The organism is Limibacterium fermenti (assembly GCF_041902845.1).
Taxonomy (GTDB): domain Bacteria; phylum Bacteroidota; class Bacteroidia; order Bacteroidales; family Dysgonomonadaceae; genus Limibacterium; species Limibacterium fermenti.
Genome location: NZ_CP159486.1, coordinates 3007733 through 3032806 on the forward strand (window position 1 = coordinate 3007733; position 25074 = coordinate 3032806).

A 25074-nucleotide genomic window follows, 5' to 3' on the forward strand; every position below is an offset into this window, starting at 1 on the left:
CCACTTCGATATCTATCGGGAATCGGAATGCCTTCTCAAGGCACTTGAATAAGCTATAGGACCTATTACGGATAATCATAAAAGGAAATTATTGTAGATGCTTTCTACTTTTTCGTAAATTTCAACGCTTTAAAATTAAAGCCTCCTTCAAAATAAAATTTAATTTTATGTCTACCTTCCGTCAAGTCTATCGTCAACTTATTTTCAGGCGACGATATCCATCGATAAGATCCCCAACCGCCGGTGGCAGGAAAATCTATGGCGCCGGTTACGTTTATCCCGTCTACTTCCAAATGAAAACTGCCTCTGTCGGGACCTGCTACAAGCGCTTCCACCAGATAGTTTCCGGCATCCTCGACTTCTACCGTATATAACAGCCATTCACCCGAATTGGTATATCCAATATTCACTCCATCGCCTTCTATATCAACGGCAGCGCTTTGAGAATCGCCATTATTCTTACGATAGTCATTGTTTGTTCGATTATCCGTATCTGCATCATGAAAGGCATATCCTTCCCCTCCGAGATCGAAATTGGCTGCGGAAAGTTCATACGGAGCAGCGGCTGAAAGCACATGCGGTCCTTTAAAAACACGCGTATAGGCAACATCCACCTTAATTTTTTTCACTATGTCTCCTATCCGATAGACAATATCGGTAACTCCTTCACCTATAACCGTAATTTTACCCCCTTTGCTGACCGTAGCCACATCCGGATTTTCCGAACTCCATGAATATGCCGGCACATCGTTGGCATTTTCCGGAATATACGTTACCAGAATACTTTTTTCCTTTCCCGGAAGCAATTCCAGAAAAGTTTCGCTCATAGCTACGTCTTCCAAGGGAATTCTCACGACCGCCGTGAGAGGTACTTTTGTGACAACATCGCCACTCTTTACAATAATATTGGTAGAACCTTCCTTTATTGCTTCGACTAAGCCCCCGGACGTCACGGTAGCCACTTCGGAATCTTCACTCGACCATTGATATTGATAGGTCCCATCGGTCGGGCTTGCCGTAAGTTGAATGGTCTCCCCCACAAACAACGATAAGGATGATTGATCCACATAAATATTTTTCGCTATTTCCTTATTCTCGTAATCATCGCATCCTGCAAAATATCCAAGAAACAAGAGACCTATACTGTATTTCAATATTTTTATTTTCATCATACCTGCTAAATTAAAGTTTTTATTTTCCGAAACCGAAATAATATTATTCATTTTCTTCCTCTTCTTCATCAAATTCAAGTCTCAGTTCTTCTTTCATTTCATACACCGAATTTCCGCTTTTGTAATTATACCGGAGCAAGAAGGTTTTGTAAGTCTTAAAACCGTCATCCTCCACTTTAAAAATATTGGGATAATCCTTATCTCCGTCCACTTGCGTAACTTCTACATTTTTATAAGAGGAAATGGTTATTTTGTTATCTTCAGCGATTTCCAATACGATAGCGAATTTATTGAATAAATTAATATCCGATTCGTATTTTTCATTTCCGGCCATAATCCGAACTTTATTTTTCGTGACCGGGTGCATGACTTTTGTCCCCGGCATTTCAAGTTCGCCCGATGATCCCTGTATTCTTAGCTTCGCCCGCATAGAGTAGCTGGTATTTCCATCTGCCTGCGCCCAATAATTTTTCGTTCTTACCCGATATAAGATATAACTTTTTTCGGGATTGACCTCATAGGATGAATGAGAAGCTACCCGGAGAGCGATAAAATAAGCCGAATCGGGTGATAATCCGTCCGGACGAATCCGTATGGGCAATTTCCCGCTTATTTCTCCTGCCGGAATAGTAAACTGATAGCTGTCGATATCATATTTATCTTTGGGCATCGGAAGAATATATTTATCCACATTCACATCATAATTAGCTTTATTAAAAGCATCTATTAATAAAGAATCTTCAACCAAATTCACCACGATATCTTTAGTGGATGGATTGGTCCCGCCAAGGGAGGCCGCCACATAACCGGTAGACTCTTCCCCCAATTCATGAAATTTTCGTGACACATTGTCGCTTTCACTAATTAAGGCAAACACATTTTTATATTGCTCCTTCTCAAAGACTTCATCCCTGTCACAGGCAAACAAAACAAAAAATAAAAGTATTGCCGCCCCCGATACGCTTATCGATCGGGTGCTAAAAGAATATTTTTTACGGTATTCTTTATTTTTTCCTTTATAAATTCTATATAACTGTTTCATATGTAAGCAAAAATTATAGGTTTATTCTCCCCAACCGGGATTTTGGTCTAATGAGGGAAGCAATCGTACTTCGTTAAGAGGTATCGGCAGCCAATTTAATCGTTTATTCACGATTCGGGCGCCAATACGGGATGTGTTGGGAATAACCCGTATATAAAAGACTTCTTTTGTCCCTTCTACGTTCATTCCTTTTATGGGTTCGCTCTCGACCTCTTCATAAATACCCCATCTTCTCACATCATAATAGCGGCGGTTTTCAAAAAGAAATTCCACGAATCGTTCCTGCTGAATTAATTGCTGAACCGTTTTAGCGTCTTCGGTACCTGTTAAACCAGGTAATCCGGCGCGATGACGCACCTGATTAAAGGCTTTTTTGATTTCATCCATATTCCGTTCAAGCACTTGCGTTTGGCCGTTCACTTCGATAGAATGGCTTGAGGTAAGATTGTTGAGCGCTTCGGCATACGAAAGCAATATTTCGGCGTAACGGATAATGGGGAACCCCTTATCCATCCGCCTGTTATTCGTCCCTCCCCAGGCATCCGTAGGATGAATAAATTTCTTGATTACATATCCGGTAATAGGATGATCTTGCGCACTGGTAACTCCTCCTTTCCCATTCGGAGAATCGTAATAATAGGTGATCGTCTGATTATAATATCCCGAAGAGGTAGAAGAAGTCATGGGCCAATAACACTCGCTAAAGCCGACGGAAGCATAAAAACGGGCTTCACGGTTTACGTACATATTGCTGACACCCGCATTCAACCGGTATCCCGAAAAAGTTTTGACTCCATTAGAAAAACCGGCTTCACTATAAGGGTACCCCTGACTCGAACTGCTGATAGGCCGGCCATCCACCATAGCGTAGGCATCCACAACTTTCTGAGGAACAGACATCCCGTTCCACCCGTCGAGCCTTTGCGGAAAAGACATCCGGGTATTCTCCCTGATGGCATTGCTCCTCCGCCCCCATACATATTCGGGATTGACCGGAATCACCGCCTCTCCGTTAAACATTTCCGAATAGGAACGGAACGGATCGATACCGGCCGCACCATCGGGCCAATCCTTATAATAGTCGGGATCGGAAGTAACTCCTTCGGGAAGTTTCGGAGTATCCGAATCCGCCTGCACCGTATGCAGTTTATACATGGGAGCGCCCGCAGATTGCAAGTCCATCACTCGTTTAGCTGCAGCCGCCGCCAATGCCCAGCGTTTTTCGTCATACGTTTGCGATACATATTGGGCACCGTCGGTAGACCGTTTCCAATTTCCGAAATAAGTCCGGGCCGCATCGCCCCCATTATATAACGGACTTGCATGTATCAGCCGCAACCGGGCAAGCAGGCCGTAAGCCGCACCCTTCGTCGGAAGGCCGAACTCCATGAGAGAAACCGTTAAAGGCAAATATTCAGCCGCAGTTTCCAATTCGCTGCAAATGTATTCCACCGCTTCGTCATACGTGCTGCGTGGACGGTCGTAGTCAGCTAAAGTTGCATTGGATTCCAAAATTTCATCACCTAAAAGAATGGGAGGTCCGAAATCCACCAGAATATTATAGTAAGCATACGCTCTCATAAAACGGGTATATCCGATAATTTCGAAACGTTCCGTAGTGGTCATATCCACCGGTTCGTCAATCCGCGCCAATATGGTATTGCATTTACGGATAACCCGGTACATATTACTCCACACACTACCGAAAGAGTGCATGCTTCCCTCCGTGATTTCACCGAGGACAAAACGCATCCCGTTATAATTATGTAAGGTCAGGAAACTGGTAAATGCTTCGTCGGTAGCCAAAGGACCCGGCGTATGTTGGTCTTGCAACAGATTTCCTTCATCGGGGAACATATCGGCAGCGCCCCACATATAGGCTTTTACATATCTTGTTTGTGCAAATACGGAATCCAGTTTCAGTTCATCGCTGAAATAGTTGTCAATGCTGAGAAAATCTTTACAGGAATACATGTTTGCAAGCGACAGGAATATCAGCAGAAGAAAAAAAGAGGTGATCTGTTTTTTCTTTTTATCGTATAAATTCAATAATTTCATATTCTATGTTTTCAATTTAGAGATTAATATACATTTGCAAGGTATAAGTCGTAGGGATCGGATATACCTGTCCGTTTTTATACGCTTGTTCAGGATCGAACAGTTTCACTTTATCCCATAATAACAGGTTGGAGCCTACCAGTTGGAAGTCGATAGACTGTATTTTCATTTTTTGCAGAAAAGGGGTCTTCAGATTATAATTCACGGTCACTTCCGACAACCTCAGATAGCCGGCATCACCTTTCCAGAAATCCGACAATTGCGAGTTATTTTCATTATATCCATACGTCAACCTGGGGAAACGAGCGTTGGGATTTTCCGCTAATGCAGGATCAATACCGTTAGCCGCTGCATACTCTCGGGGAATCCATCGATTAGACGGGTTATTTGCAACAGTCAGGACATTTCCATTGACACCATTGTAAAAAGGCACATATCCCGGGCCATTAATCCCGAGATTCGGATCATCATTCGGATGATCATATCCCACATGAAAGAAATCGGTTTTTCCCGTCCCTTTGAAAAGAACGCCTACTGTCAAATTTTTATATCGAAACTCACCGCCGAAACCGTACATCAACAAAGGAAGAGTACTGTAAGACAAGGGTACCTTATCATCCGTATCGATTTTACCATCGCCGTTGACATCGCGGTATTTGATATCCCCAGGCATTACCGTACCGAATTGAGCCGGGCTGTTCCTTACATCATCCCAATCTTTATATAAACCTACCGACTGATATCCGCGAATAACCCCGTGGGGATAACCCGATGCCTCCTGATAGGGATATTTGGGATTGGCCTCTTCCCAATTTTGAACATCATTTTTTGAATAGGTGAAATTTCCCCGTACCGTAAAACTCATGTCTTTGCCAAAATCTTGCGTAAAGCTCACATTGCCGTCAGCGCCATAGCTTTTCATTTTACCCACATTGCCGAAAGGCTTTGTTATCAAGCCCACGTAATCGGGTATCTGCACTCGTTCCATAAAAATCCCGTTTCGTTGATCATTAAAGACATCAAATACGAGTTGAGCCTTGTCATTGAAAAAATTAGCCTCAATACCGATATTGGCCTTCAGGGCTTTTTCCCATTGCAGGTTGTCGGCTCCAATAATGGTTTCATTGATTCGTTCCACAGCAGCCGACATACCCCAGGGATAAGCATAGCCTCTATTTACCATCGTTAAGTAAGGGAAACGGCGGGAAGTAATACGGTCGTTCCCCACAGACCCATACGAACCTCTGAATTTCAAAAAACTGATCCAAGGCAAACGATCTCTCATAAACGTATAATTCGTAGGCACCCAACCCAACGCTACTGAAGGAAAGAAACCATATTGCTTGCCGGGCTGGAAATTTTCAGACCCTGTGTATCCGAAATTGAAGTCGATCATATAGGTGTCGCGAAATCCATACGTCAAGCGGCTGGATACACCTTGGTAACGAATAGGAATAGCACTTAAATTATTTGTTCCTTCACTCGCTTTTTTCTGATCGCTAATATAATAATACAGTAATCCCGATACGCGGTGATCTTCGGCAAACACATTCTCATAATTCAGAGTGCTTTCAAAGTGGTATTTCCGATACTGATCGGTACTCCGCCCATAAGATACTCCGCCTTCTTTGACCCTCTCAATGGTAACGAGTTTTCCCTGCTGGTCACGCCCAACGGCTTGATATAATGAAGGTTGAATATATCTACCCTCATAAAACCAACTGGTTAGGTCATAAGCGCCCTGAACCTTTAGTTTCAGACCTTTCAACAGCATCGATAAATTTTGATCTGCCGCCAACGTAAATTTACCTCTGTATTCCTGATTAGTCCGCCTTCCCATTTGATTGATCATCACAATCGGGGACCGGTAAGACCCACCGGTTCCCTGAGCCGGCAGCTGCCCATTGGAATACTTCACAGGCAGCAGCAACGGATTCAGATTCGCCTGTGCCTGCCAGATATAATCGGTACTGGCAACTCCGGGATTATTTTGAACAGAAAGAAATCCGTCGGTTCCAAAATAAAGGGTTGTGGAAGGAGACAAATTCAAATCGATATTCGCCCGGTAATTATAGGTATTATAGCCAGTATTCGCAGCATATACACTATTTTTATCATATTTGTAAGCCGCCGTTTCGTTACTTATGCCCAAACTGAGAAAATAGCGTGCCGCTTGGGCGCCGCCTCGCGCACTCACATAGTAGGTTTGTTTAAACGAATTATCACGGAGCACTTCATCCTGCCAGTTGACATCGGGATATAAATCGGCATCCGAACCATCCTCAATAATATCCAGTTCCACATCGGTATAAACAGGCGAATCTCCTCTTACCATCCGGGCTTCATTGGCTAACTTGGCGTAATCATACGCCCGGAGGTATTGAGGCACCCTTCTCAAATTGGATACGGAAAAATTGGCACGTGCGGTAATATTCAATTTTCCGGCCTGGCCTCTTTTAGTCGTCACCAGCACCACTCCATTTGCTCCCCGCACGCCGTATACGGCTGTGGCGGATGCATCTTTTAAAACGGAAAAGCTTTCGATATCGGCCGGATCAATGGAATTAATATTCCCTTCCAATCCGTCTATCAGCACCAGTGCACTGGCATTTGCCCCGAACGTGCCGATGCCCCGGACCCAAAACTCCGCAATATTTTTCCCCGGTTCGCCGCTGGTTTGCATGGAAATAACACCCGCTACACGGCCGCCCAACAAGTTGGCTACCGATGCCGCTGGCGTTTGCAGTTCTTTTACATTGATGCTACTCACGGCTGCGACCGTAGAAATTTTTCGCTGCGTTCCCAATCCCATTACCACCACTTCTTCCAGTTCCTGAGCTGTTTCCGTAAAGGTAATCGCCAAGTCTTTCTTTTCCTCAGTAACCAGATATTCAACCTTCTCGTAACCGACAAAGGTAAAAACGATCATATCGCCTCGCGAGGCGCGAATACTGAATTTACCGTTTACATCCGTAATCGTTCCGACACTGATTTTATCTCGGATATAAACGCTTACACCCGGTAATGCCTGTTTCGTATCATCATAAACGATACCCTCCATTACAAAGTTGCTTTTTTCTTGTGCCTGAAGGAGAAAACACAAGGATAAGATGGTAGATACTAATAATATGCGTTTCATTCAATTCAAATTATAAAGTTTTTGATTACCGTTATCTTTTAATTAATAGACAATTTCCTCACACGGGCATTTCCGTTATCCGCCACATAAATTGACCCGTCTTTACTTATGCCAAGCCCCCTGGGCCTGTTGAATAAAGCTTCCTCTTTCCCGCCGTCTTTCCATCCAGCGGTACCCGGCATTCCCAAAACGGTTTCCACCATGTTATCGGGCGTAATTCTCCGGATACAATGATTTCCACGATCTGCCACATAAATATTGCCGTCCGCATCACTGAATATCTGGTCGGGGTCACGAAACTGAGCCGTTTCCAACGCTCCGTCACGATGCCCTCCGCTCGTAGAACCGGTAAGTTTTTTAAACGTATGTTCCGGGTCGGTAACATCGATGCTGCAAATACTATGGGCATTCACGCCGGCATTTCCCACAAATGACATATACAAAATATTGGGTTTAACAGGATTAAAAGTTAACCCATAACTATCGCCCTGCTGCGTTTTATAAATCGTTTCCACTTCATACGTTTTCGGATTTATTTTCACGATATGCCCATGGAAATAGCGAGTATAAATATATCCGTCTGAAGGATTTACAACCATAGAATGCTTGTATCCTTGATCGGGCCTGTCGCCTTCCGCAGGCCACTTCATTTCTCTGAAACGGGGCGCCCACATTTCTTTCGGATCAAGAGCGACAAATGAACCGACCGTTGTTTCAGTGGGAAAAGTAATTATTCCAGTTTCAGGATCTGCGGCCGGAACATTCGCTGTCAAATCCCGTACAATGGTTATAAGTTCATTTGTTTTCTCATCAATCCGTGCAACATGCATATTTTTACTTGCCCAAGTCCCGTCGGGGCCGCTACTCCTTGTCATCACAAAAATATTATCTTCTTTATCCACACAAATAAAAACCGGCTGCAAAACAGATTGTGTAAGATCACCATCCTGATAATCATCATGATTTCCATTTCCGGCAATCGTGGTCACGGTAACTGACGTGAAGTACCGGAACTGACGGTCATAAACGACCGAATCGTTACCGATTGCTACCGATATGGTGCAGGTATCGCCCGGCAACCGCGGAGCAAGTACATACATACGATTACCCGTAGAACCAACTACTGCGGCTTTTCTGTTATTAAAATACACTCTGATTTGTTCAGGATCCGTTCCAAAATTTTGTCCTGTCAACATTACTTTTTCTTGGTATTTTCCCGAATCGGGATAAAATGTTCCCAATTCAATCGGCTTTTGCGGATCATATTCTTCTCCGATCTTTTTATTTTCATCTCTTTCCTCACAGGAAATAATAGAAAACAAACACACCAATAACGATATCCAAATATTAAAAGAAATGCAAGGCTTAACTAATTTACGATTATTCATACATTTGATATTAATTAAAATGATTATAATGATTATGTCTGCCGTTTAATGAAACAAGAGGATTGAATCTTGTCAAAACACCTACCGGCGGATTATCTTTCAGGATACTTTCTATCAATAAGGAAAGCACCTTCAACACACGTGGAGCTAACTCGCCCAACACTTTTGGAGACAAACGATTAAAAGTTATTCGTAACATAATTAAAAGCATTAAAAATAAAACACAATAAAAATTACTCTGTCCTGTCTTTTCAGGTATACCGGTAAAAACAAAAGATACCCGGCCGGTAAAGGCAAGCGCCCTTACCGGAAATAATACGACACCAAGATAATACGTCATTCGTTTTTTCGCGGAGAATCTGCAAAAATCCCATAGACATTCTGCGCCGTGGCGAACAGCCTGCAAAAGTTTTGTAGCCTTTTCGCGCGTTGGCGAAGAAGCTGAAAAAATGCCGTAGCTTTTTCGCGCGTAGACAAAAGGTCTGCAAAATATTTGCAACCTTTTCGCGCATTAGCGAAGAGTCTGCTGAAACGTTGCAGCTTCTTCGCCAACAAGCAGAATAATTGCAACTATTTTGCAGACCTTTCGCCGATAAACAAAGAGGATACGAAAGTCTTTTGATGAACAACCGGAAGATGGAAGCAGCCGTAGAAAAGATTGCCATGCCACAATAACAAGGACTGCTAGAGAAATAAGGTAGCCCCCTCAGGAAGGATTGAGGAGCGCGATTAGGGATAGTATTGAAATGCTTAGTTAATGAATGTAATCCCCCCCCCCCCCGTTATTAAGGGTTGTTAACATTATTGTCTGCAATAAAATTACTCTCATTTTCAAGATTTTTATTTCAATAATACTCCGTTGGAATGAATTTTTCTATTAGAACATCGATAATCTTCGAAAAACAAAAAAATGAGTTCATCGAAAAAATCACCATTTTTAAATTTTGGATATCTTCAAATTTATCTTCTTCATTTTTTAGATTATTTTGAAGGAATTTTTATTTTTCCGGTTCAAAGAAAATGCAAATAAAGCATAAAGGGTAGCAATATCGTATCAAAAAATAAAAAAAACGTATCAAAAATAAAGATCACAATAAAACACGTTATTTATTCGGAGAAAAGATATTGTAAGAGAGCGATTTATTCACTTCTCTTACAATATTTACAAAAGATCACCATCCTTTTATTGCTCCGTCATGGAATATTTCCTTGGCGGTTTGCAGTACTTCATCCGACTGATAGGCTTTAACAAAGTTCTTCACTTTTCCGACACCTTTATTATCTTCTCTCGCCACAATCACATTGACATAGGGCGAGTCGCGATTCTCGGTAAGAATGCCGTATTCTTCAGCTTTTAGGTCGGCTTGAGCAGCAAAATTATTATTAATGACGGCAACAACAACCTCTTTATCGTCCAGTACACGGGGCAACTGCGGCGCTTCGATCTCCAATATTCTCAATTGTTTCGGATTTGCCACGATATCGGTCACTTTCGGTGAAAGGCCGACATTCTCTTTAAGAGTAATCAATCCTGCTGACTCTAACAGCAATAAAGAACGCCCACCGTTTGTCGGATCGTTTGGGATGACTACCGTGCTCCTCTTCTGAAGTTCCGAGACATTTTTTATTTTTTTTGAATAAGCAACTATAGGATATAAGAACGTGTTTCCTACAACAGCCAGCTTATATCCCCTTTGGCGGGATTGCTCATCCAAATAAGGCACATGCTGAAAAGCATTCGCATCAATATCTCCATTATTCAATGCTTCATTCGGCATAACATAATCGTTGAATGTTACCAATTCCACATCAAGATTATACTTCTCCTTTGCTACTTTTCGGGCCGTTTCGGCTATTTCACGTTCGGGACCGGAAGTAATTCCCACTTTAATATGATTCGGATCGTTTTTGGGTGACGATCCCGTGCAAGAAGAAAGCAACAGGCCGAATACCATTGCCGCTACTAACAGTTTCAATTGTCTCATTTTAATAATATTATCAATTATCGAAAATGTCGCTCGAAGTGACACTCTTGATAGGTTTATTCCATATATATGACCTTATCGGCATACCGTTCTTTTACCACCGGCGACTCATCAGGATATCCCAAAGAGACGGCCAAAACAATCTCATAATCCTCCGGAATCTTCAACAAGTCAACAAGTTCCTTATTCGCAGGATCCGTAAGAATCGAAACGACCGAGCCGATGGGGCACGTCCCCAATCCCAACGCATGAGCGCTCAATAAAATATTCTGAGTCAATAGGCCGACATCCAACATGCTACTATGATTATTCTTATCTCTTGCGAGAACAATCACGGTGGGCGCTCCGTGAAAGACACTGAATCCCGGTTCCGCCGCACGCGAGGCGCTTCCTTGCATCTCTCTCCCCCGGGCAAAAGCCACAAACCGGTCGTTTATTTTATCGATAAACTCCTTATTTTGAACGACACGCACCTCCCACGGCTGCTTATTTAAAGCACTCGGGGCATAGATCGCCGCTTTCATAACCGTATCCAGCTTGGCTCGTTCCACTTGCTGAGGTTTGTATTTACGGATACTTCTTCGCGTTAAAATGGTCTCGATCATTTCATTTTCTCCTTCATTATTTGTTAATGAATCGTTTTTATTATCACTCATATGACAAGACAAAAATACAAGAATGAAACATACTGCCAATACTTTTTTCATACGCTTTGTTTTTTTATTAATGAATTTTTTATTGGAAACTTAAATTTGATAATCGTATAAATAATATACACATACACCGCATACGGTATCGCTTTGAGATTATGCAATTGAAGTACCGCCAGCGTTATGGTCGCGATAGCCAATGTAAGCAATAAGGCCTGTCCGGTAATCTTTTTCCAATCGCTCTTTTCGCCCCACACCACGGGTTTGAAGACCGAACTGATTTCGCGGGAAAAACCATTCATAATAAGAATCGCATAAGACATATATTCAAAACGCACCTGTTGCCAAACCAATATGGCAGCGACCGCACCGAGAACCAAGCCATAATACAACTTCCCGGAAGAAGTGGACGGGCTTGAAGGCATATCGGTCGCCATGAAAATAGTTCCAAACAACAAGCCCGCTATGGAATAGTGTTCCGGCGAAATATCGAGCAACCGTAAAAAAAGGAAAAACACGACGAAAACACCGAAAGGAATATGCCACGAAATTCTCTTCCGAAGCAACAGAAACAATCCACCCAACACGATGAAAAGAATCGAATACTCCCCTATTGCGCCAGTTGTTTTGAACAATAAGGAATCCCAATATTCCCCGGAAGTACTTTCGCCGATAGCTCTGAAAAAACGGATATCCTCCACCTGTACATAGTCCTGAAAAGCCCATAACGTTCCCGAAGACATAACGGCAGGAAAAAAAACCGTCATCATCTCACGACCTACCAAAGCCGGATTAAACAGGTTTCGGCCTAACCCTCCCCAGAGAATTTTTCCAAACAATACCGCCATGGAAGCGCCGAAAGCAACCACATACCAAGGAGTTAATGGTGATAAAGTACATGCCAGTAAAAGAGCCGTTACCAAAGCCGAACCATCTTTCAACGAATTCGTCTTACGAAGGAAAAACCACGAAAACACGAACTCGGACACCAATGCGGCAATAACCGATACGCCCAATATCTGCAATGCCCGGGTGCCAGCCGCCAGATAAGCAAACACTAAAATCGGGAGCAGCGATAGCACCACATCGAACATGACCGTGCCCACTTTCGCTCTCGCCCTCACGAATGGATTGGAATAAATAACTTGTCTGTAATCTGCGCTCATTTATGATTCTCCAGAATGAATTGTTTTCCTCTTTTTATACTATCTATTAACGGAACGTTACTCGGACAAATATATTCGCAAGCACCGCACTCGATGCATTGACCAAGCCGGTATTCTTCAAAAGCCTTCAAATCGTTCTCGCGATAAGCAACCGCAAACTGCATCGGCATCAATCCCATAGGGCAAGCATCCACACAATAACCACATTGAATACAATTATAGGCTTCAAGCGGCCGCTTCTCCAAAGCCAAGACACCCGATGTTCCTTTGGAAACGGGAGTATCCAAACGATGTACTTCCACGCCCATCATCGGCCCTCCCAGCACGACATGACAATTATCCCATCCGGATATCTTTCCCGCTGAGGCTAAAACATGCCTGACGGGGGTACCTACTTTTACCCAGTAATTTCCAGCACCCTCCAGATTGTCGCCGGACACCGTAACCACTCTTTCGGTAAACGGGATACCCTCAAAAGCCGCTTTGTAAATACCGTAAAGCGTGCCGACATTACTAACCAATACACCCTTACTTATCGGAAGTTGGGTTTTCTTCAATTTCAATCCCGTAACGGAATGAATAAGTTGAAGTTCGCTTCCCTGCGGATAACTATCGGGGAGCAGTTTTACCGAACAAATCTCGCGATACGGCTCGAAAACAAAACGCAATTCTTTATTCCGTTTTTCTATTGCGAGTACCACTTTATCAGGCTGATAAACTTTCCGGATGAGTTCCACCACTTGCATGAGTTCCCGATACCGGTTTTTCATCAAGGTGAAATCGGCCGTAAGATACGGTTCGCACTCTGCCCCGTTGATAATAAAAGTCTTCAATTTGCCGGTATCTGAGGGAAATTTAACATGCGTAGGGAACTGTGCACCTCCGGCACCGACGATCCCCGCATCCTTTAGCAGGTTCACAAAATTCCGGGGAGTTTGTATGTCGGATTTCGAAAGCTGCAAGGCTTCTTCGCGAAAATCATTTTCCAAGACAATAAACGTTTCACTTTTGCCGGAAATGTTTGTAGCTGTTTTAATTTCTAAAACGATGCCCGAGACAGGCGAATGTACATGAGCCGATACGATACCGTCGGCTCTTCCGATCAGTTGATTCTTCAGCACTCTCTCTCCGGGCTCGACCACAGGAAAAGCCGGCTTACCGAGAGAAGCCGATAAAGGCACTGACAGCACGGCGGGAGATTCCAAGCGCCTGATGTCGCCTTCTTTCGTCTGATCCTTATATGATACAATACCAATCATTCTGTTGTCATATTTTCGTTAAAATTATCGCTGAACGTTATCTTCCGGTTTTCATCGATAACAAAGCCCGAAACACCCCATCGTTCGTCCAATTGTTTCAATAAGGGTTTCCATTGTTCGGAAGGCACATTCATCAGAGCCGTCGACAACATATCCCCTTCGAAAGCATTCTTGCCGACAATTCCGACCTGCTTATTAGCGGCAGGAAAGCCCGTCTTCGGATTCAAGATATGCCCGTACTCCTTTCCGTCTATCACGATACGGGTTTCCTTTTGAGCAGAAGTGGAAAAACAACCGTTGCTCAATTTCAAGCCAAACAGTAACTGCTCTCTCACATCCGGATCGTACACTCGTATATCCCAAAACGGATGACTTTCATCGTTTAGATACCGAATCGTACTACCACCGGCATTGATCAAGGCATCCGATACTCCCGCCCTTTTCAATTCTTTCACTACGCGGTCTACGGCAAAAGCCTTCAAGAATGATCCGGTGGTCAACTCCTGCCCTTTCTGTATCCGCACCTTATTTCCTTCCAACTCTATTTTCCGAAAATCTATTTTTTGCAAGGCCGCCTGCAATTCTTCTTGCGAAGGCAATCTCCTGTTTTCACCGGACTGATAAAAGCCCCATAGCCGAAGCAAAGGCATAATGGAAATGTCATACAGACCATCAAAAAAAGAAGCAACCTCCTTTATTTTATTCAAGAGAAAAATTGTGAAGTCATCCACTTCGACAAAACTTCCGGCCGACCGGTTGATAAGATCGAAATACGAATTTTTACGATACGAATTATACTGATAATCGACAGATTCCATTATCGAAAACAAATCATCCAATAACAATACGCTATACGCGACGGGGATTTTTATTTTCACCGTCGCATGAAACAGGAAGCGAACCTGCGCATGATACTGTTGGGATTTATTTTGTTCCCGATGCATCTTCCGGTTTAGCTGTTTCGGTTTGTGTTTTTTTCGATGGAGAAGAAGTTTTTTCAACCGAGCCGACATCGATCCGTTCAGTACGGAAATGCACTGCCGGATTCGTCAACCGGTCTTGTATGGTATTATATAATAAGGTATGAACATGAAATCTTTTTTCTATGTCTTTATTAAGATCGACATTAGGTTCTTGTGTTGACACTCCGCTTTCCGGCCCCTTGCGGTTACCGAAAAGCAAAATAAATAATCCGAACAGATACAGAACGATTTTTTTTACTACTTCCATCTTTAATTTCTAACAGATATAAAACAAACTTTTTCCTTTAATAAAAAAAGGGACAATGACTTTTTCGACTTCCTTCTTAAAGATATAGTGATAACCTAATATCAATAAAGCAATAACGCATTCTCCGGAATTTAGTTTTGCTTGTTTTGCCAGGCTTATTAATCATTAACATTTTTTACCGGTAATCAAACCGTTTAGAGAGTCGATCTCCTGTAAACTGAATGACAAATACCAATCCGACAAGGAGTATAAGCACGGCATTCATGATAAACGCATCATAACCGATATAGCCGTACTGATAGCCAATCTGTCCCAATCCGCCCGCACCGACCGCGCCCCCCATAGCCGAATACCCGACTAACGTAATAAGGGTGATCGTCGCATTATTAACGAGCGAAGGCAACGCTTCGGGCAACAATACTTTTGTGATGATTTGCAGGGGAGAAGCACCCATCGACCGGGCTGTTTCGACCAACCCCGCCGGGACTTCAAGCAGACTGTTCTCAACCAATCGCGCAATAAAAGGAGCTGCCCCGACACTCAGGGGAACCAAAGCCGCCCACATGCCGATGGAAGTACCCACGATCGCACGCGTAAAAGGAATCATCCAAACAATCAAAATAATAAACGGAATCGATCGGAAAATATTCACCAACACCGATATTATCCGGTTGTATAACACATTTTCGAGGAGTTGGCCCTTACGCGTCAAAAACAAGACGATGCCTACGGGCAACCCCAACACGAAACCAAAGAAACCGGAAGCAACCGTCATAAAGACCGTCTCCCACAACCCTCTTAGCAATAATAATAACGTAGACTCGTCAAGCATATCCTCTGATTAAATAATGAATATTTTGCCGGCCCAAAGCTCTCAACACCGTATTATTCTCATCACGGGTTCCCTTCAAACGAACCAACACCTGCCCGAAATTAGCCTGCCCGATATATTCCACATCCGCATTCAACAATTGAAACACGGCTTTACCTCCCGGACTCAACGACGAGACCAATTCTTCAAAAGCCACCGACCCGTCGAGCCGTATTTCCACAACGGGAAACAATCCCTCGACATATTCCCGGCGAAGAACGGCGCTCAGTTCACCGGGTATGGTCAGCGCCTTCGAGGTGAGAAACTGTTTAATGACCGGATGATCTTTTTTTGCCAAAATCTCCGCCAACGTTCCTTTGGCTATCAGGCGTCCTTTATCGATAACGGCAACATGATTGCAAACGGCTTTCACAACCTCCATCTCATGCGTAATCAGCAGAATGGTAATATGCATTCTGCGGTTGATGTCTTGCAGCAACTGGAGGATCGATTGAGTGGTCGCCGGATCGAGGGCGCTCGTCGCTTCGTCGCTTAGCAACACATACGGATCGTTTGCCAGGGCGCGCGCGATAGCGACCCGTTGCTTTTGTCCTCCGGAGAGACTGCTCGGGTAATCATCCGCTTTATCTTCCAACCCGACAATCGTCAACAGTTCGTGCACCTTGCCACGAATATAAGCCTTGTCCCTCTTATCCAATTCAAGCGGAAAAGCCACATTTTCAAACACCGTGCGCGAAGAAAGCAGGTTGAAATGCTGAAAGATCATTCCGATTTTCTTGCGTTCACGGGCCAACTGCGACGAAGAGAGTTTCGTCAGTTCCACCCCGTTCACAATAACGTGCCCCTCATCGGGCCGTTCCAATAAATTGATACAGCGTATCAACGTACTTTTTCCGGCTCCCGAGAAACCGATAATCCCCACAATATCCCCTTGCGCCACGTCGAGACTAATATCGTGAAGCGCCTTAAAAGGCTCTTTCGTCCGGAAAAATGTCTTCGATATATTTTTAACTTCAATCATCCATTACACCTTTTTTTAGTTCTATGCTGCAGGAGTTCGAAAACAGCCGCAAACACCCCTTACAAGCACCTCGTAATACAAACTGAAAAAACTTCCCCGACACCCATTCGTATCGAGGAAGTTTACTGCAAAAAAGAATCATCCTTAGCGGCCCGATACTACCCTTGAGGCATGGACATACACATGCAACAAGACATCTTTTCGGACCCCATGCAAACAGGAACGTATGCGGAAAAATTCGTATTCATTCTTTCATATTTATGATCAAACGGCATCGCACACCGTTTGATGACTGCAAATGTACTGTTTATTTTTTGTCCATCCAATATTTGTGTTTATTTTTCCGAATAAGAGGAAAAAACAAACGCCCCAACAATTATTTTACTTATTTTTGTGGAACAGATTCAAAGCAATCGGCAATCCTGTCTTTTTGAATAGAATGAAACAGCGTACACACACCATCAAACAGTTCGACTATCGTTCGGGAGGAAAAATACTCGTAGCGAGCATATTATTGGGCTACCTGTTCTTGTTCGCTCACTGTTCTTTCGACCCGTTGGCACAGGACTTGCCGTCCCTGCAAAAGACGCAATGGGTATTTTCGGAATCCTATACGTCGGAGGAAGTCGATTTTTCACAAACCATCCGGATGCGTTTTAGGGACGAAGAAACCGTGATTTTGGAGCACGACTTCACCGAGACGAGTCAACGCATGGGCGTTCAGTCGGGCAGCTACGAAAGCCGGTACACGTACCGCTATGACAGAACGCAGCGAACAGGATTGTTTATCGGCGAAGACGGCAACACTTTAAAGTTCGAACTCCGCGCCAACCTGCTTTTACTCACAATAAATAATGACACCTACATCTTCCGCAAAACAGTATAAGAAACTGTTTAAATTTCTTGCGAAAGGCTGTAATTAAACTAAATGATTATCCGCAAAACGACCTAAAGGTAACCCCTCCGCTCGTTCCTCGCTCGTCCCCTTATGCCAAGGGGACAGTTGCGGAGTGCAACTTCTCTACTCTCCCCTTACGATAAGGGGGGAGTACCGCGAAGCGGGGAGGGGTTAAAAAAGAAATTGGACGCTTTGCGGATAATCATATTAAACTATTCTTCGCCTTCAAAAAGTTTCTTTTTGAATCGCGAAAAAAATTTAAACAGATTCTAAAGGAAATATACGGCTTTCGTCGTCACGGTGCCGTGTAAGACTCCTTCAATCGCAAAAAACGACAACAAAACGCTTCTATAAATCGATTTATAACTACTTTTAATATACAAATAATTGGCTGATAAGGGGAATATCACTACTTTTGAAGCCATGTTTTAAAACCGTCAACAAAAAATGAACGATTCTGCAAAAAAAATACTCAATGTACTCCTCATGGCAATGGTCTTCATACCCGGGCTATTCTCTCAAAACAATATTATTGACGAGATCGTATGGGTCGTGGGCGATGAAATTATTCTTAAATCGGAAGTAGAGGAATATCGCAAGGAAATATTGATGCAAAACCAACGCATCGAAGGCGATCCGTATTGCTTTATCCCGGAACAATTAGCGATAAGAAAGCTTTTTCTGGATCAGGCAAAGATCGATAGTATACAAGTACAGGAAACGAACGTCAACCGCATGCTCGAATACCAAATCAACGAATATACCGCCTCTGTGGGGTCAGTTGAAAAGCTCGAAGAATATTTCGGTAAGCCGTTGAGTGATATTCGCGAAGATATGCGCAACCAGTTACGCGAACAACAATTGATCGATGGAGTACAACAAAAGCATTTCGGTAGCGTCAGCCTTACTCCTTCCGAAATCAGGAAATATTACAATAGCATCCCGCAAGACAGTCTTCCGTTTATTCCCGCCACGCTCGAATTGCAAGTTGTGACGGTGGAGCCGGAAGTTCCTTTGGAAGAAATCGACGCCGTTAAGGCACGGCTGCGCGATTTTACGGAACAAGTAAACAGTGGCAAACAAAGTTTTTCGACGCTGGCGTTGATTAACTCCGAAGACCAGGGCACCGCGATCAGAGGGGGCGAAGGCGGATTTACAACCCGTTCGAACTTAGTTCCCGAGTTTGCCAATGTGCTTTTCGCCATGAATGATCCTTCCAAAATATCGAATATTGTGGAAACCGAATACGGCTACCATATTATTCAATTTGTCGAACGCCGCGGCGACTTAGTAAATTACCGGCATATTCTTCTAAAGCCTAAAATTCCGCAGCAACAACTCGATACGGCTCTCGTACGCCTCGACTCGATTCGCACGGGTATCGTGGACAAAAAAATATCTTTTGAAGATGCAGCCACTTATTTTTCGGCCGACAAAGATACTCGCAATAATAAGGGAATTATGGTTAATAATAGTCGGAACAGCCCCAATACCGGAACTCCCCGTTTTGCTCTAAATGAGTTGAATCAGGATATTGCGCGCGTAGTGGGTGAAATGAAAATCGGGGCAATTTCCGAGCCCTTCATTATGACCAACAACTCCGGGAAACAGGTCGCGGCCATCATTAAAATCGCCCAGCGTAACGAGGGACATAAAGCCAACATCAACAACGATTACCAGATAATCAAACAAATGGCGGAAGGAAATAAACGTCAGGGATTAATGGATACGTGGCTCGAGAAAAAGATTACCGGCACGTATGTCCGCATCGATCCCGATTGGCAAAAATGTGACTTCAAATACAAAGGGTGGATAAAATAAATTCATATACTTTCCTTGCCGTACTACTTGTTGTGGCCGGTATCCTATCCGTTCAGGCGCAGCAACCTCCCGTTGCGCCCGCCCCGAAAAAAGTTGTGCAAGACTCCACACGGGCAAAGATCGTGGAGTTACGGCAAGCGGATGAATGGTCTAAACGGAAAGATTTCGACGCGCAGATACTCAAAAACAACGTGGTGTTTTATCATGAAGGGGCTTTCATGTATTGCGACAGCGCCTACATGTATGAAGCGACCAATTCGTTCGAGGCTTTCAGTAATGTGCGGATGGAACAAGGCGATACTCTTTTCGTTTACGGCGATTACCTGCACTACGACGGCAACACCCGTCTGGCGCGCCTGCGTGACAATGTCCGCATGGAAGACCCGACGGCAACCCTTTTCACCGACAGTCTTAACTACGACCGGATGGCAAACCTGGGGTATTATTTCGATGGCGGCATGTTGGTAGACGACGAAAACGAGCTCACTTCCTTTTGGGGGCAATATAATCCCGACAGCAAGCAATCGCTCTTCAGCGACAGTGTGAAACTCGTTAATGAGCAATACACCATTTATGCCGACACGCTCAAGTATAACACGATGACCAAAATAGCCGACATCCTCGGCCCCTCGACCATCGTATCGGATAGCGGATATATCAACACGCAAAAGGGATGGTACAATACGGTGACCAATGACTCGTGGTTGCTCGACCGCAGCGAAGTACACAGCAACGACACGACGAAAGTACTGATAGGAGATACTATTTTTTATAATCGGGACACGGAGGTCGGCGAAGTCTTCGGCAATATGTTTCTCCATGATATCAAACGAAAGATGATTTTACAGGGTGACTACGGGTATTACGAAGGTAAAACGGAATATGCCTTAGCCACCGACTCCGCCTTCGCGATAGAATACTCGCAGAATGACAGCCTTTATCTGCACGGCGACACCCTTATCCTGCAAACCGATTCGGTCAATCGCAATTTAAAGGCCTATTACGATGTGCGGTTTTTCCGTTCGGATCTTCAAGGCGTCTGTGACTCGATGCAGTACATCTCGACGGATTCCATCCTGTATATGTATGGCGATCCGGTCATTTGGAACCAGGGAAACCAGATCCTCGGCAATCAGATAAACATTCATTTAAACGACAGCACCATCGACAAAGCGCTTATAAAAGATTTTGCCCTGGCCATACAGGAGCGGAACGTCGAAGGGCAGTATAACCAACTGACCGGACGCGATATGACGGTTCTTTTCCGCGACAACAACCCCTACCATATATTGGTGGAAGGCAATGCCGAATCGCTTTATTATCTACTCGAAGAAGACAGTACGATTGTCGGTCTCAACCGCACGGAGAGCGCTTTTCTTTCGATAGACATCGAAAAGAATAAAATAAAAAAACTGAAACTCTGGTCATCAACCAATGCTACGACGACACCTTTACCGAAGTTGTCTCCCGGGGAAGATCGACTGAAAGGATTCGTATGGCTCCACTACCTCAGGCCGTCAGGCCCAACGGATATCTTCCGTAAAAACGAACGGAGCGCCGCAGATAATGCGGTCACCCTTCCGCGCCGTTATCGCCGGGAAGAAGAGCTTTGAATGAAGGATGATGTATGAACTATGAACTATGAGCTATGAAGTATGAACTATGAACTCATAATTCATACATCATACTTCATAATTTTTGTGTACATTTGTGTTGTTCAAATTAACGGAGATTGTTTCTATGAGTGATATCATCCATCTTCTTCCCGACTCCATCGCGAATCAAATTGCCGCCGGAGAAGTCATACAACGCCCGGCTTCGGTGGTAAAAGAATTGGTTGAGAACGCCCTCGATGCCGGCGCCACTCTCATACATATCGCCATAAAAGATGCGGGACGCACACTGATTCAGGTTATCGATAACGGCAAAGGCATGTCGGCTACCGACGCGCGTATGGCCTTCGAGCGTCATGCAACGTCCAAAATAAAAAGTGCCGAAGATTTGTTCGCTTTGCATACAATGGGGTTTCGAGGGGAAGCTTTACCGTCTATCTCTGCCATCGCGCAGGTAGAATTAAAATCGCGCCGGCAGGATGATGAAACGGGCACGCTCTTGATAATAGCGGGCTCGAAAGTGGAAAAACAAGAGCCGATATCGTGCGCTGCCGGAACCTCCATTTCGGTCAAGAACATTTTTTATAACGTCCCTGCCCGCCGCCGGTTTCTGAAATCGAACGAAACCGAACGGCGCAACATCTTCAGCGAAATAGAACGCATCGCTCTTGTCAATCCCGATATCGAGTTTATTCTTACTGAAAATGATGTACAAACGTTGCATCTGCCGAAGAGCGGATTACGCCAACGTATCGTGCAACTGGAGGGAAAAAACATCAACCCCCAACTGATCGAAATAAACGAAGAAACTTCTTTGGCTAAAATATACGGGTACGTAGGCAAACCCGAATTTGCCAGGAAAGGCCGCAGCAGCCAATTCTTTTTCGTCAACAACCGCTATATCCGCCATCCCTATTTTCACAAAGCCGTATTGTCGGCTTACGAACATTTGATCGCGGCAAACGAAAACCCGCTTTATTTTATCTATTTTGAAGTCGATCCGTCGGTCATCGATGTCAATATCCATCCGACCAAAACAGAGGTGAAGTTCGAAAATGAGCGGGCTCTTTGGCAAATTCTGATGGTGACCGTTAAAGAATCGCTCGGGAAGTTCAACGCCGTACCCACCATCGATTTCAACACCGAAGGCGCCGTCGACATACCCGTTTTCGATCCGACGAAATCATCGCCGATGCCTAAGGTAAATATCGATCCGAATTACAACCCTTTCCGCTCGCCGCAAGCCAAACATTATTCGCCGAACGCTCCCGTACAGGGATGGGAAGAGTTATACAAAGGATTTCAAAACGAAGGGAAAGCGCCGGAGACGATCACGGACGAAATGCAACAACCCGATTTGTCTTTTCACTCAACCGGAGAAGAAAATGGAATTGTTCTCACTCCCGAACATTATCAATATAAACAACGATACATATTAACCTCGGTCAAATCGGGCTTAATGATCATCGACCAGCATAAAGCCCATGTAAGAATATTATTCGACAAATATATCGAGCAAATAAAAGGGCGGAAAGGAGTTTCGCAACGGGTGCTTTTTCCGGAAGTGATGGAATTGTCGGCAACAGAAGCAGCCACCCTCCCGGCCATTATGGACGATCTGGAAGCGCTGGGATTCGAATTAAACAGTCTCGGCAACCATTCTTTTGCCGTGCAAGGCGTTCCCGCCGAAATTGAGAACCCCGACCCCGGAGCGCTTATCCACTCTATGATTAGTCAAAGCATGCAAACCGGCAGTGATGTAAAATCAGACATACAGGAATCTATCGCGCTTTCATTGGCGAAACTCACGGCCATTCCTTACGGAAGGACGCTTTCTATCGAAGAGATGCTGTTAATGGTGAATCAACTCTTCGCTTGCCAGATACCCAGTTACACGCCCGACGGGCAAACCATCCTTACGGTACTATCCGACTCCGAGATCGATAAAAAATTGAAATAAAGCAACGCGTATGAAATATAACTATTGCGGCAAAAGCGGGTTACAACTTCCGAGCATTTCATTGGGATTGTGGCATAATTTCGGACATGCAGCCGATTATGACACGGCTAAACAGATTATCACCTATGCCTTTGAGCAGGGGATTACGCATTTCGACTTGGCCAACAATTACGGGCCTCCTTCGGGTGCGGCCGAAACAAATTTCGGGAAAATATGGAAAGAAACCCTGGGCTCTCATCGCCATCAGCTCATTATCTCTTCGAAAGCCGGCCATCGGGCATGGGACGGGCCTTACGGCGACGGCTCTTCGAGAAAGTCGTTAATGGCGAGTATCGACCTGAGCCTGAAACGTACGGGGTTGGAATATTTCGACATCTTTTATTCCCATCGGTATGACTCGTCTACTACGGTGGAAGAAACCATGCAGGCTTTGGTCGACATTGTCCGCAGCGGAAAAGCATTATACATAGGATTGTCGAAATATCCTCCTTCCACGGCACGAAAAGCGATGCAATATCTCGCCGATCGCGATGTCCCCTGCCTGATTATTCAGGATAAATACAATATGCTTCATCGAAAACCCGAGAAAGAACTGTTGCCTCTCTGTGAAGAATCCGGCTGTGGATTTATCGCCTTTTCGCCGTTGGCACAAGGCATTCTTACCGATAAATACCTGAATGGCATCCCCGAACATTCGCGCGCCGCAGACCCGGACGGCTTTCTTAAGAAAGAGCAAGTGACCGAAGAATGGATTTCAAAAGTGAAGAGGTTAGAAAAAATCGCGGCACAACGCGGACAAACCATCGCCCAAACAGCTCTTGCTTGGATTTTGAGGGACGAGCGCGTCACCTCCCTGATTATCGGGGCGCGTGACACCCGTCAATTAAAAGACAATTTAAAAGCATTGGAGCGCGACTCTTTTTCTCCCAAAGAATTAGCGGAAATAGATACTATTTTCGGGGAAACGCCGTTATAATTCTTATGAAAAGAAGAATAACCGGTGTTTGTGCCGTTTTACTCCTATCCGTGCTCTCATGCGGCGAGGAAGCCCCTCTTCAAACCGTGCCCTTCGCGCAGGTATATCTCCGTATCGATTTGAACGGATTAGACTTTGATTTGGCCGCTCCGCTTGCCCACAAGATATTTACGACTCCGAGGACGGCACAAGATAAATTAGGTTTCGCCGGACTAATGGTTGTTCGGAATGAGAAGGGAGATAATCTCTTTGCTTACGACCTTGCATGCCCTTACGAAGATAGTAAAAGCGCTCTCCTCAAGCCCTCCGGCGACGGAAAAGCCATGTGTCCTACCTGTGGTAGCGTGTTCGTAACCATGTATGGATTGGGATCGGTCGAGTCCGGCCCGGCAAAGGAGCCTTTGCAACGATACACGGTCGTTCCGGGTTCATCGGGTGAATATATCATCCGGAATTAAACAGGTGCAGACAAGCCGAAAGATACACGTCACGGTAAAATAGACGGCATAAAAGATAAATCAGAAGAAAAGAGTTCCGGTTTTTAATAAAAACGTTGTGTAGCCGCGAAATATTTGTCAAAACACTTTGATAAATGCAGAAACATTTTTACATTTGCAGTCGCAAAAATAAACGGGCTCTCGCGTGAGCCGTTTTTATCTTGCGGAAGTAGCTCAGTTGGTAGGGCACGACCTTGCCCCAAAAGAATTATGAACGACCTTGGCAAGAATCGGACTATCGATAAAGAAACGTTGAGGAATTTAGCGGAAGTAGCTCAGTTGATAGAGCACGACCTTGCCCCAAAAGGATTATGAACGACCTTGGCAAGAATCGGACTATCGATAAAGAAACGTTGAGGAATTTAGC

General features: G+C 44.4%; 20 protein-coding genes. 6 read left to right on the forward strand and 14 right to left on the reverse strand.

Translation table 11 applies throughout. From position 1 onward, the window contains the following. Nucleotides 1-104: 104 nt before the first annotated feature. The 14 genes from ABNK31_RS13035 to ABNK31_RS13100 all read right to left on the reverse strand — a co-directional run bounded on the left by ABNK31_RS13035 (nt 105) and on the right by ABNK31_RS13100 (nt 16942). The gene (locus tag ABNK31_RS13035; RefSeq protein ID WP_418892936.1) at nt 105-1172 is read right to left on the reverse strand and encodes an Ig-like domain-containing protein; all 1068 of its coding nucleotides are present in this window, start codon (nt 1170-1172) and stop codon (nt 105-107) included. A gap of 43 nt (nt 1173-1215) precedes the next feature. Beyond that, nucleotides 1216-2214 carry a BT_3044 domain-containing protein gene (locus ABNK31_RS13040; protein WP_418892937.1) on the reverse strand — a complete coding sequence of 333 codons (999 nt, stop codon included), beginning with the start codon at nt 2212-2214 and terminating at the stop codon, nt 1216-1218. A gap of 21 nt (nt 2215-2235) precedes the next feature. Continuing rightward, nucleotides 2236-4272, reverse strand: a complete 2037-nt coding sequence (locus ABNK31_RS13045; RefSeq protein ID WP_418892938.1) for a RagB/SusD family nutrient uptake outer membrane protein — start codon at nt 4270-4272, stop codon at nt 2236-2238. A 16-nt stretch (nt 4273-4288) separates the two neighbouring features. Next, nucleotides 4289-7411, reverse strand: coding sequence for a SusC/RagA family TonB-linked outer membrane protein (locus ABNK31_RS13050; RefSeq protein WP_418892939.1), 3123 nt, complete (start codon nt 7409-7411; stop codon nt 4289-4291). A 38-nt stretch (nt 7412-7449) separates the two neighbouring features. Further along, on the reverse strand, nt 7450-8799 hold the full coding sequence (locus tag ABNK31_RS13055) for an IPT/TIG domain-containing protein (RefSeq protein WP_418892940.1): 1350 nt from the start codon (nt 8797-8799) through the stop codon (nt 7450-7452). A 10-nt stretch (nt 8800-8809) separates the two neighbouring features. Further along, on the reverse strand, nt 8810-8998 hold the full coding sequence (locus tag ABNK31_RS13060) for a hypothetical protein (RefSeq protein WP_418892941.1): 189 nt from the start codon (nt 8996-8998) through the stop codon (nt 8810-8812). Nucleotides 8999-9971: 973 nt separating this feature from the next. Further along, a complete protein-coding gene (metQ, locus tag ABNK31_RS13065; protein ID WP_418892942.1) occupies nt 9972-10784 on the reverse strand; it encodes a methionine ABC transporter substrate-binding lipoprotein MetQ in 813 nt (270 codons plus the stop codon). Between the two features lie 56 nt (nt 10785-10840). Beyond that, nucleotides 10841-11491 (reverse strand): nitroreductase family protein, encoded by a 651-nt coding sequence (locus tag ABNK31_RS13070; protein WP_418892943.1) that lies wholly within the window; start codon nt 11489-11491, stop codon nt 10841-10843. Continuing rightward, on the reverse strand, nt 11488-12600 hold the full coding sequence (locus ABNK31_RS13075; protein WP_418892944.1) for an RnfABCDGE type electron transport complex subunit D: 1113 nt from the start codon (nt 12598-12600) through the stop codon (nt 11488-11490). Before ABNK31_RS13075 ends, ABNK31_RS13070 begins: the two co-directional genes overlap by 4 nt. Continuing rightward, nucleotides 12597-13859, reverse strand: a complete 1263-nt coding sequence (gene rsxC / locus ABNK31_RS13080) for an electron transport complex subunit RsxC (protein WP_418892945.1) — start codon at nt 13857-13859, stop codon at nt 12597-12599. Before rsxC ends, ABNK31_RS13075 begins: the two co-directional genes overlap by 4 nt. Beyond that, on the reverse strand, nt 13856-14803 hold the full coding sequence (locus ABNK31_RS13085) for an FAD:protein FMN transferase (RefSeq protein ID WP_418892946.1): 948 nt from the start codon (nt 14801-14803) through the stop codon (nt 13856-13858). The genes rsxC and ABNK31_RS13085 overlap by 4 nt, the downstream gene beginning before the upstream one ends. After that, the gene (locus ABNK31_RS13090; protein ID WP_418892947.1) at nt 14784-15089 is read right to left on the reverse strand and encodes a hypothetical protein; all 306 of its coding nucleotides are present in this window, start codon (nt 15087-15089) and stop codon (nt 14784-14786) included. Before ABNK31_RS13090 ends, ABNK31_RS13085 begins: the two co-directional genes overlap by 20 nt. Nucleotides 15090-15264: 175 nt before the next feature. Beyond that, a complete protein-coding gene (metI, locus tag ABNK31_RS13095; protein WP_418892948.1) occupies nt 15265-15921 on the reverse strand; it encodes a methionine ABC transporter permease MetI in 657 nt (218 codons plus the stop codon). Next, on the reverse strand, nt 15914-16942 hold the full coding sequence (locus tag ABNK31_RS13100; RefSeq protein WP_418892949.1) for a methionine ABC transporter ATP-binding protein: 1029 nt from the start codon (nt 16940-16942) through the stop codon (nt 15914-15916). The genes metI and ABNK31_RS13100 overlap by 8 nt, the downstream gene beginning before the upstream one ends. A gap of 439 nt (nt 16943-17381) precedes the next feature. Between ABNK31_RS13100 and ABNK31_RS13105 the strand changes: the two genes are divergently transcribed. The 6 genes from ABNK31_RS13105 (at nt 17382) to ABNK31_RS13130 (ending at nt 24668) form a co-directional block, all read left to right on the forward strand. Next, nucleotides 17382-17828, forward strand: a complete 447-nt coding sequence (locus ABNK31_RS13105) for a hypothetical protein (protein WP_418892950.1) — start codon at nt 17382-17384, stop codon at nt 17826-17828. 459 nt (nt 17829-18287) lie between these two features. After that, the gene (locus ABNK31_RS13110; protein WP_418892951.1) at nt 18288-19661 is read left to right on the forward strand and encodes a peptidylprolyl isomerase; all 1374 of its coding nucleotides are present in this window, start codon (nt 18288-18290) and stop codon (nt 19659-19661) included. Continuing rightward, nucleotides 19649-21274, forward strand: a complete 1626-nt coding sequence (locus tag ABNK31_RS13115; RefSeq protein WP_418892952.1) for an OstA-like protein — start codon at nt 19649-19651, stop codon at nt 21272-21274. The genes ABNK31_RS13110 and ABNK31_RS13115 overlap by 13 nt, the downstream gene beginning before the upstream one ends. Before the next feature lie 127 nt (nt 21275-21401). Continuing rightward, nucleotides 21402-23234 carry a DNA mismatch repair endonuclease MutL gene (gene mutL, locus ABNK31_RS13120; RefSeq protein ID WP_418892953.1) on the forward strand — a complete coding sequence of 611 codons (1833 nt, stop codon included), beginning with the start codon at nt 21402-21404 and terminating at the stop codon, nt 23232-23234. A 10-nt stretch (nt 23235-23244) separates the two neighbouring features. After that, complete coding sequence (locus tag ABNK31_RS13125; protein WP_418892954.1) at nt 23245-24210, forward strand: aldo/keto reductase; 966 nt, start codon at nt 23245-23247, stop codon at nt 24208-24210. A 5-nt stretch (nt 24211-24215) separates the two neighbouring features. After that, the gene (locus tag ABNK31_RS13130; protein ID WP_418892955.1) at nt 24216-24668 is read left to right on the forward strand and encodes a hypothetical protein; all 453 of its coding nucleotides are present in this window, start codon (nt 24216-24218) and stop codon (nt 24666-24668) included. The last annotated feature ends 406 nt before the right edge of the window (nt 24669-25074 follow it).

Bases quoted from the DNA above. Each gene is read 5' to 3' on its own strand.
- rsxC (WP_418892945.1), bottom strand. From the start codon at position 13,859: ATGATTGGTATTGTATCATATAAGGATCAGACGAAAGAAGGCGACATC.
- ABNK31_RS13045 (WP_418892938.1), bottom strand. From the start codon at position 4,272: ATGAAATTATTGAATTTATACGATAAAAAGAAAAAACAGATCACCTCT.
- ABNK31_RS13130 (WP_418892955.1), top strand. From the start codon at position 24,216: ATGAAAAGAAGAATAACCGGTGTTTGTGCCGTTTTACTCCTATCCGTG.
- ABNK31_RS13050 (WP_418892939.1), bottom strand. From the start codon at position 7,411: ATGAAACGCATATTATTAGTATCTACCATCTTATCCTTGTGTTTTCTC.
- ABNK31_RS13125 (WP_418892954.1), top strand. From the start codon at position 23,245: ATGAAATATAACTATTGCGGCAAAAGCGGGTTACAACTTCCGAGCATT.
- metI (WP_418892948.1), bottom strand. From the start codon at position 15,921: ATGCTTGACGAGTCTACGTTATTATTATTGCTAAGAGGGTTGTGGGAG.
- ABNK31_RS13035 (WP_418892936.1), bottom strand. From the start codon at position 1,172: ATGATGAAAATAAAAATATTGAAATACAGTATAGGTCTCTTGTTTCTT.
- metQ (WP_418892942.1), bottom strand. From the start codon at position 10,784: ATGAGACAATTGAAACTGTTAGTAGCGGCAATGGTATTCGGCCTGTTG.
- ABNK31_RS13040 (WP_418892937.1), bottom strand. From the start codon at position 2,214: ATGAAACAGTTATATAGAATTTATAAAGGAAAAAATAAAGAATACCGT.
- ABNK31_RS13070 (WP_418892943.1), bottom strand. From the start codon at position 11,491: ATGAAAAAAGTATTGGCAGTATGTTTCATTCTTGTATTTTTGTCTTGT.
- ABNK31_RS13100 (WP_418892949.1), bottom strand. From the start codon at position 16,942: ATGATTGAAGTTAAAAATATATCGAAGACATTTTTCCGGACGAAAGAG.
- mutL (WP_418892953.1), top strand. From the start codon at position 21,402: ATGAGTGATATCATCCATCTTCTTCCCGACTCCATCGCGAATCAAATT.
- ABNK31_RS13055 (WP_418892940.1), bottom strand. From the start codon at position 8,799: ATGAATAATCGTAAATTAGTTAAGCCTTGCATTTCTTTTAATATTTGG.
- ABNK31_RS13075 (WP_418892944.1), bottom strand. From the start codon at position 12,600: ATGAGCGCAGATTACAGACAAGTTATTTATTCCAATCCATTCGTGAGG.
- ABNK31_RS13110 (WP_418892951.1), top strand. From the start codon at position 18,288: ATGAACGATTCTGCAAAAAAAATACTCAATGTACTCCTCATGGCAATG.
- ABNK31_RS13090 (WP_418892947.1), bottom strand. From the start codon at position 15,089: ATGGAAGTAGTAAAAAAAATCGTTCTGTATCTGTTCGGATTATTTATT.
- ABNK31_RS13085 (WP_418892946.1), bottom strand. From the start codon at position 14,803: ATGCATCGGGAACAAAATAAATCCCAACAGTATCATGCGCAGGTTCGC.
- ABNK31_RS13060 (WP_418892941.1), bottom strand. From the start codon at position 8,998: ATGTTACGAATAACTTTTAATCGTTTGTCTCCAAAAGTGTTGGGCGAG.
- ABNK31_RS13105 (WP_418892950.1), top strand. From the start codon at position 17,382: ATGAAACAGCGTACACACACCATCAAACAGTTCGACTATCGTTCGGGA.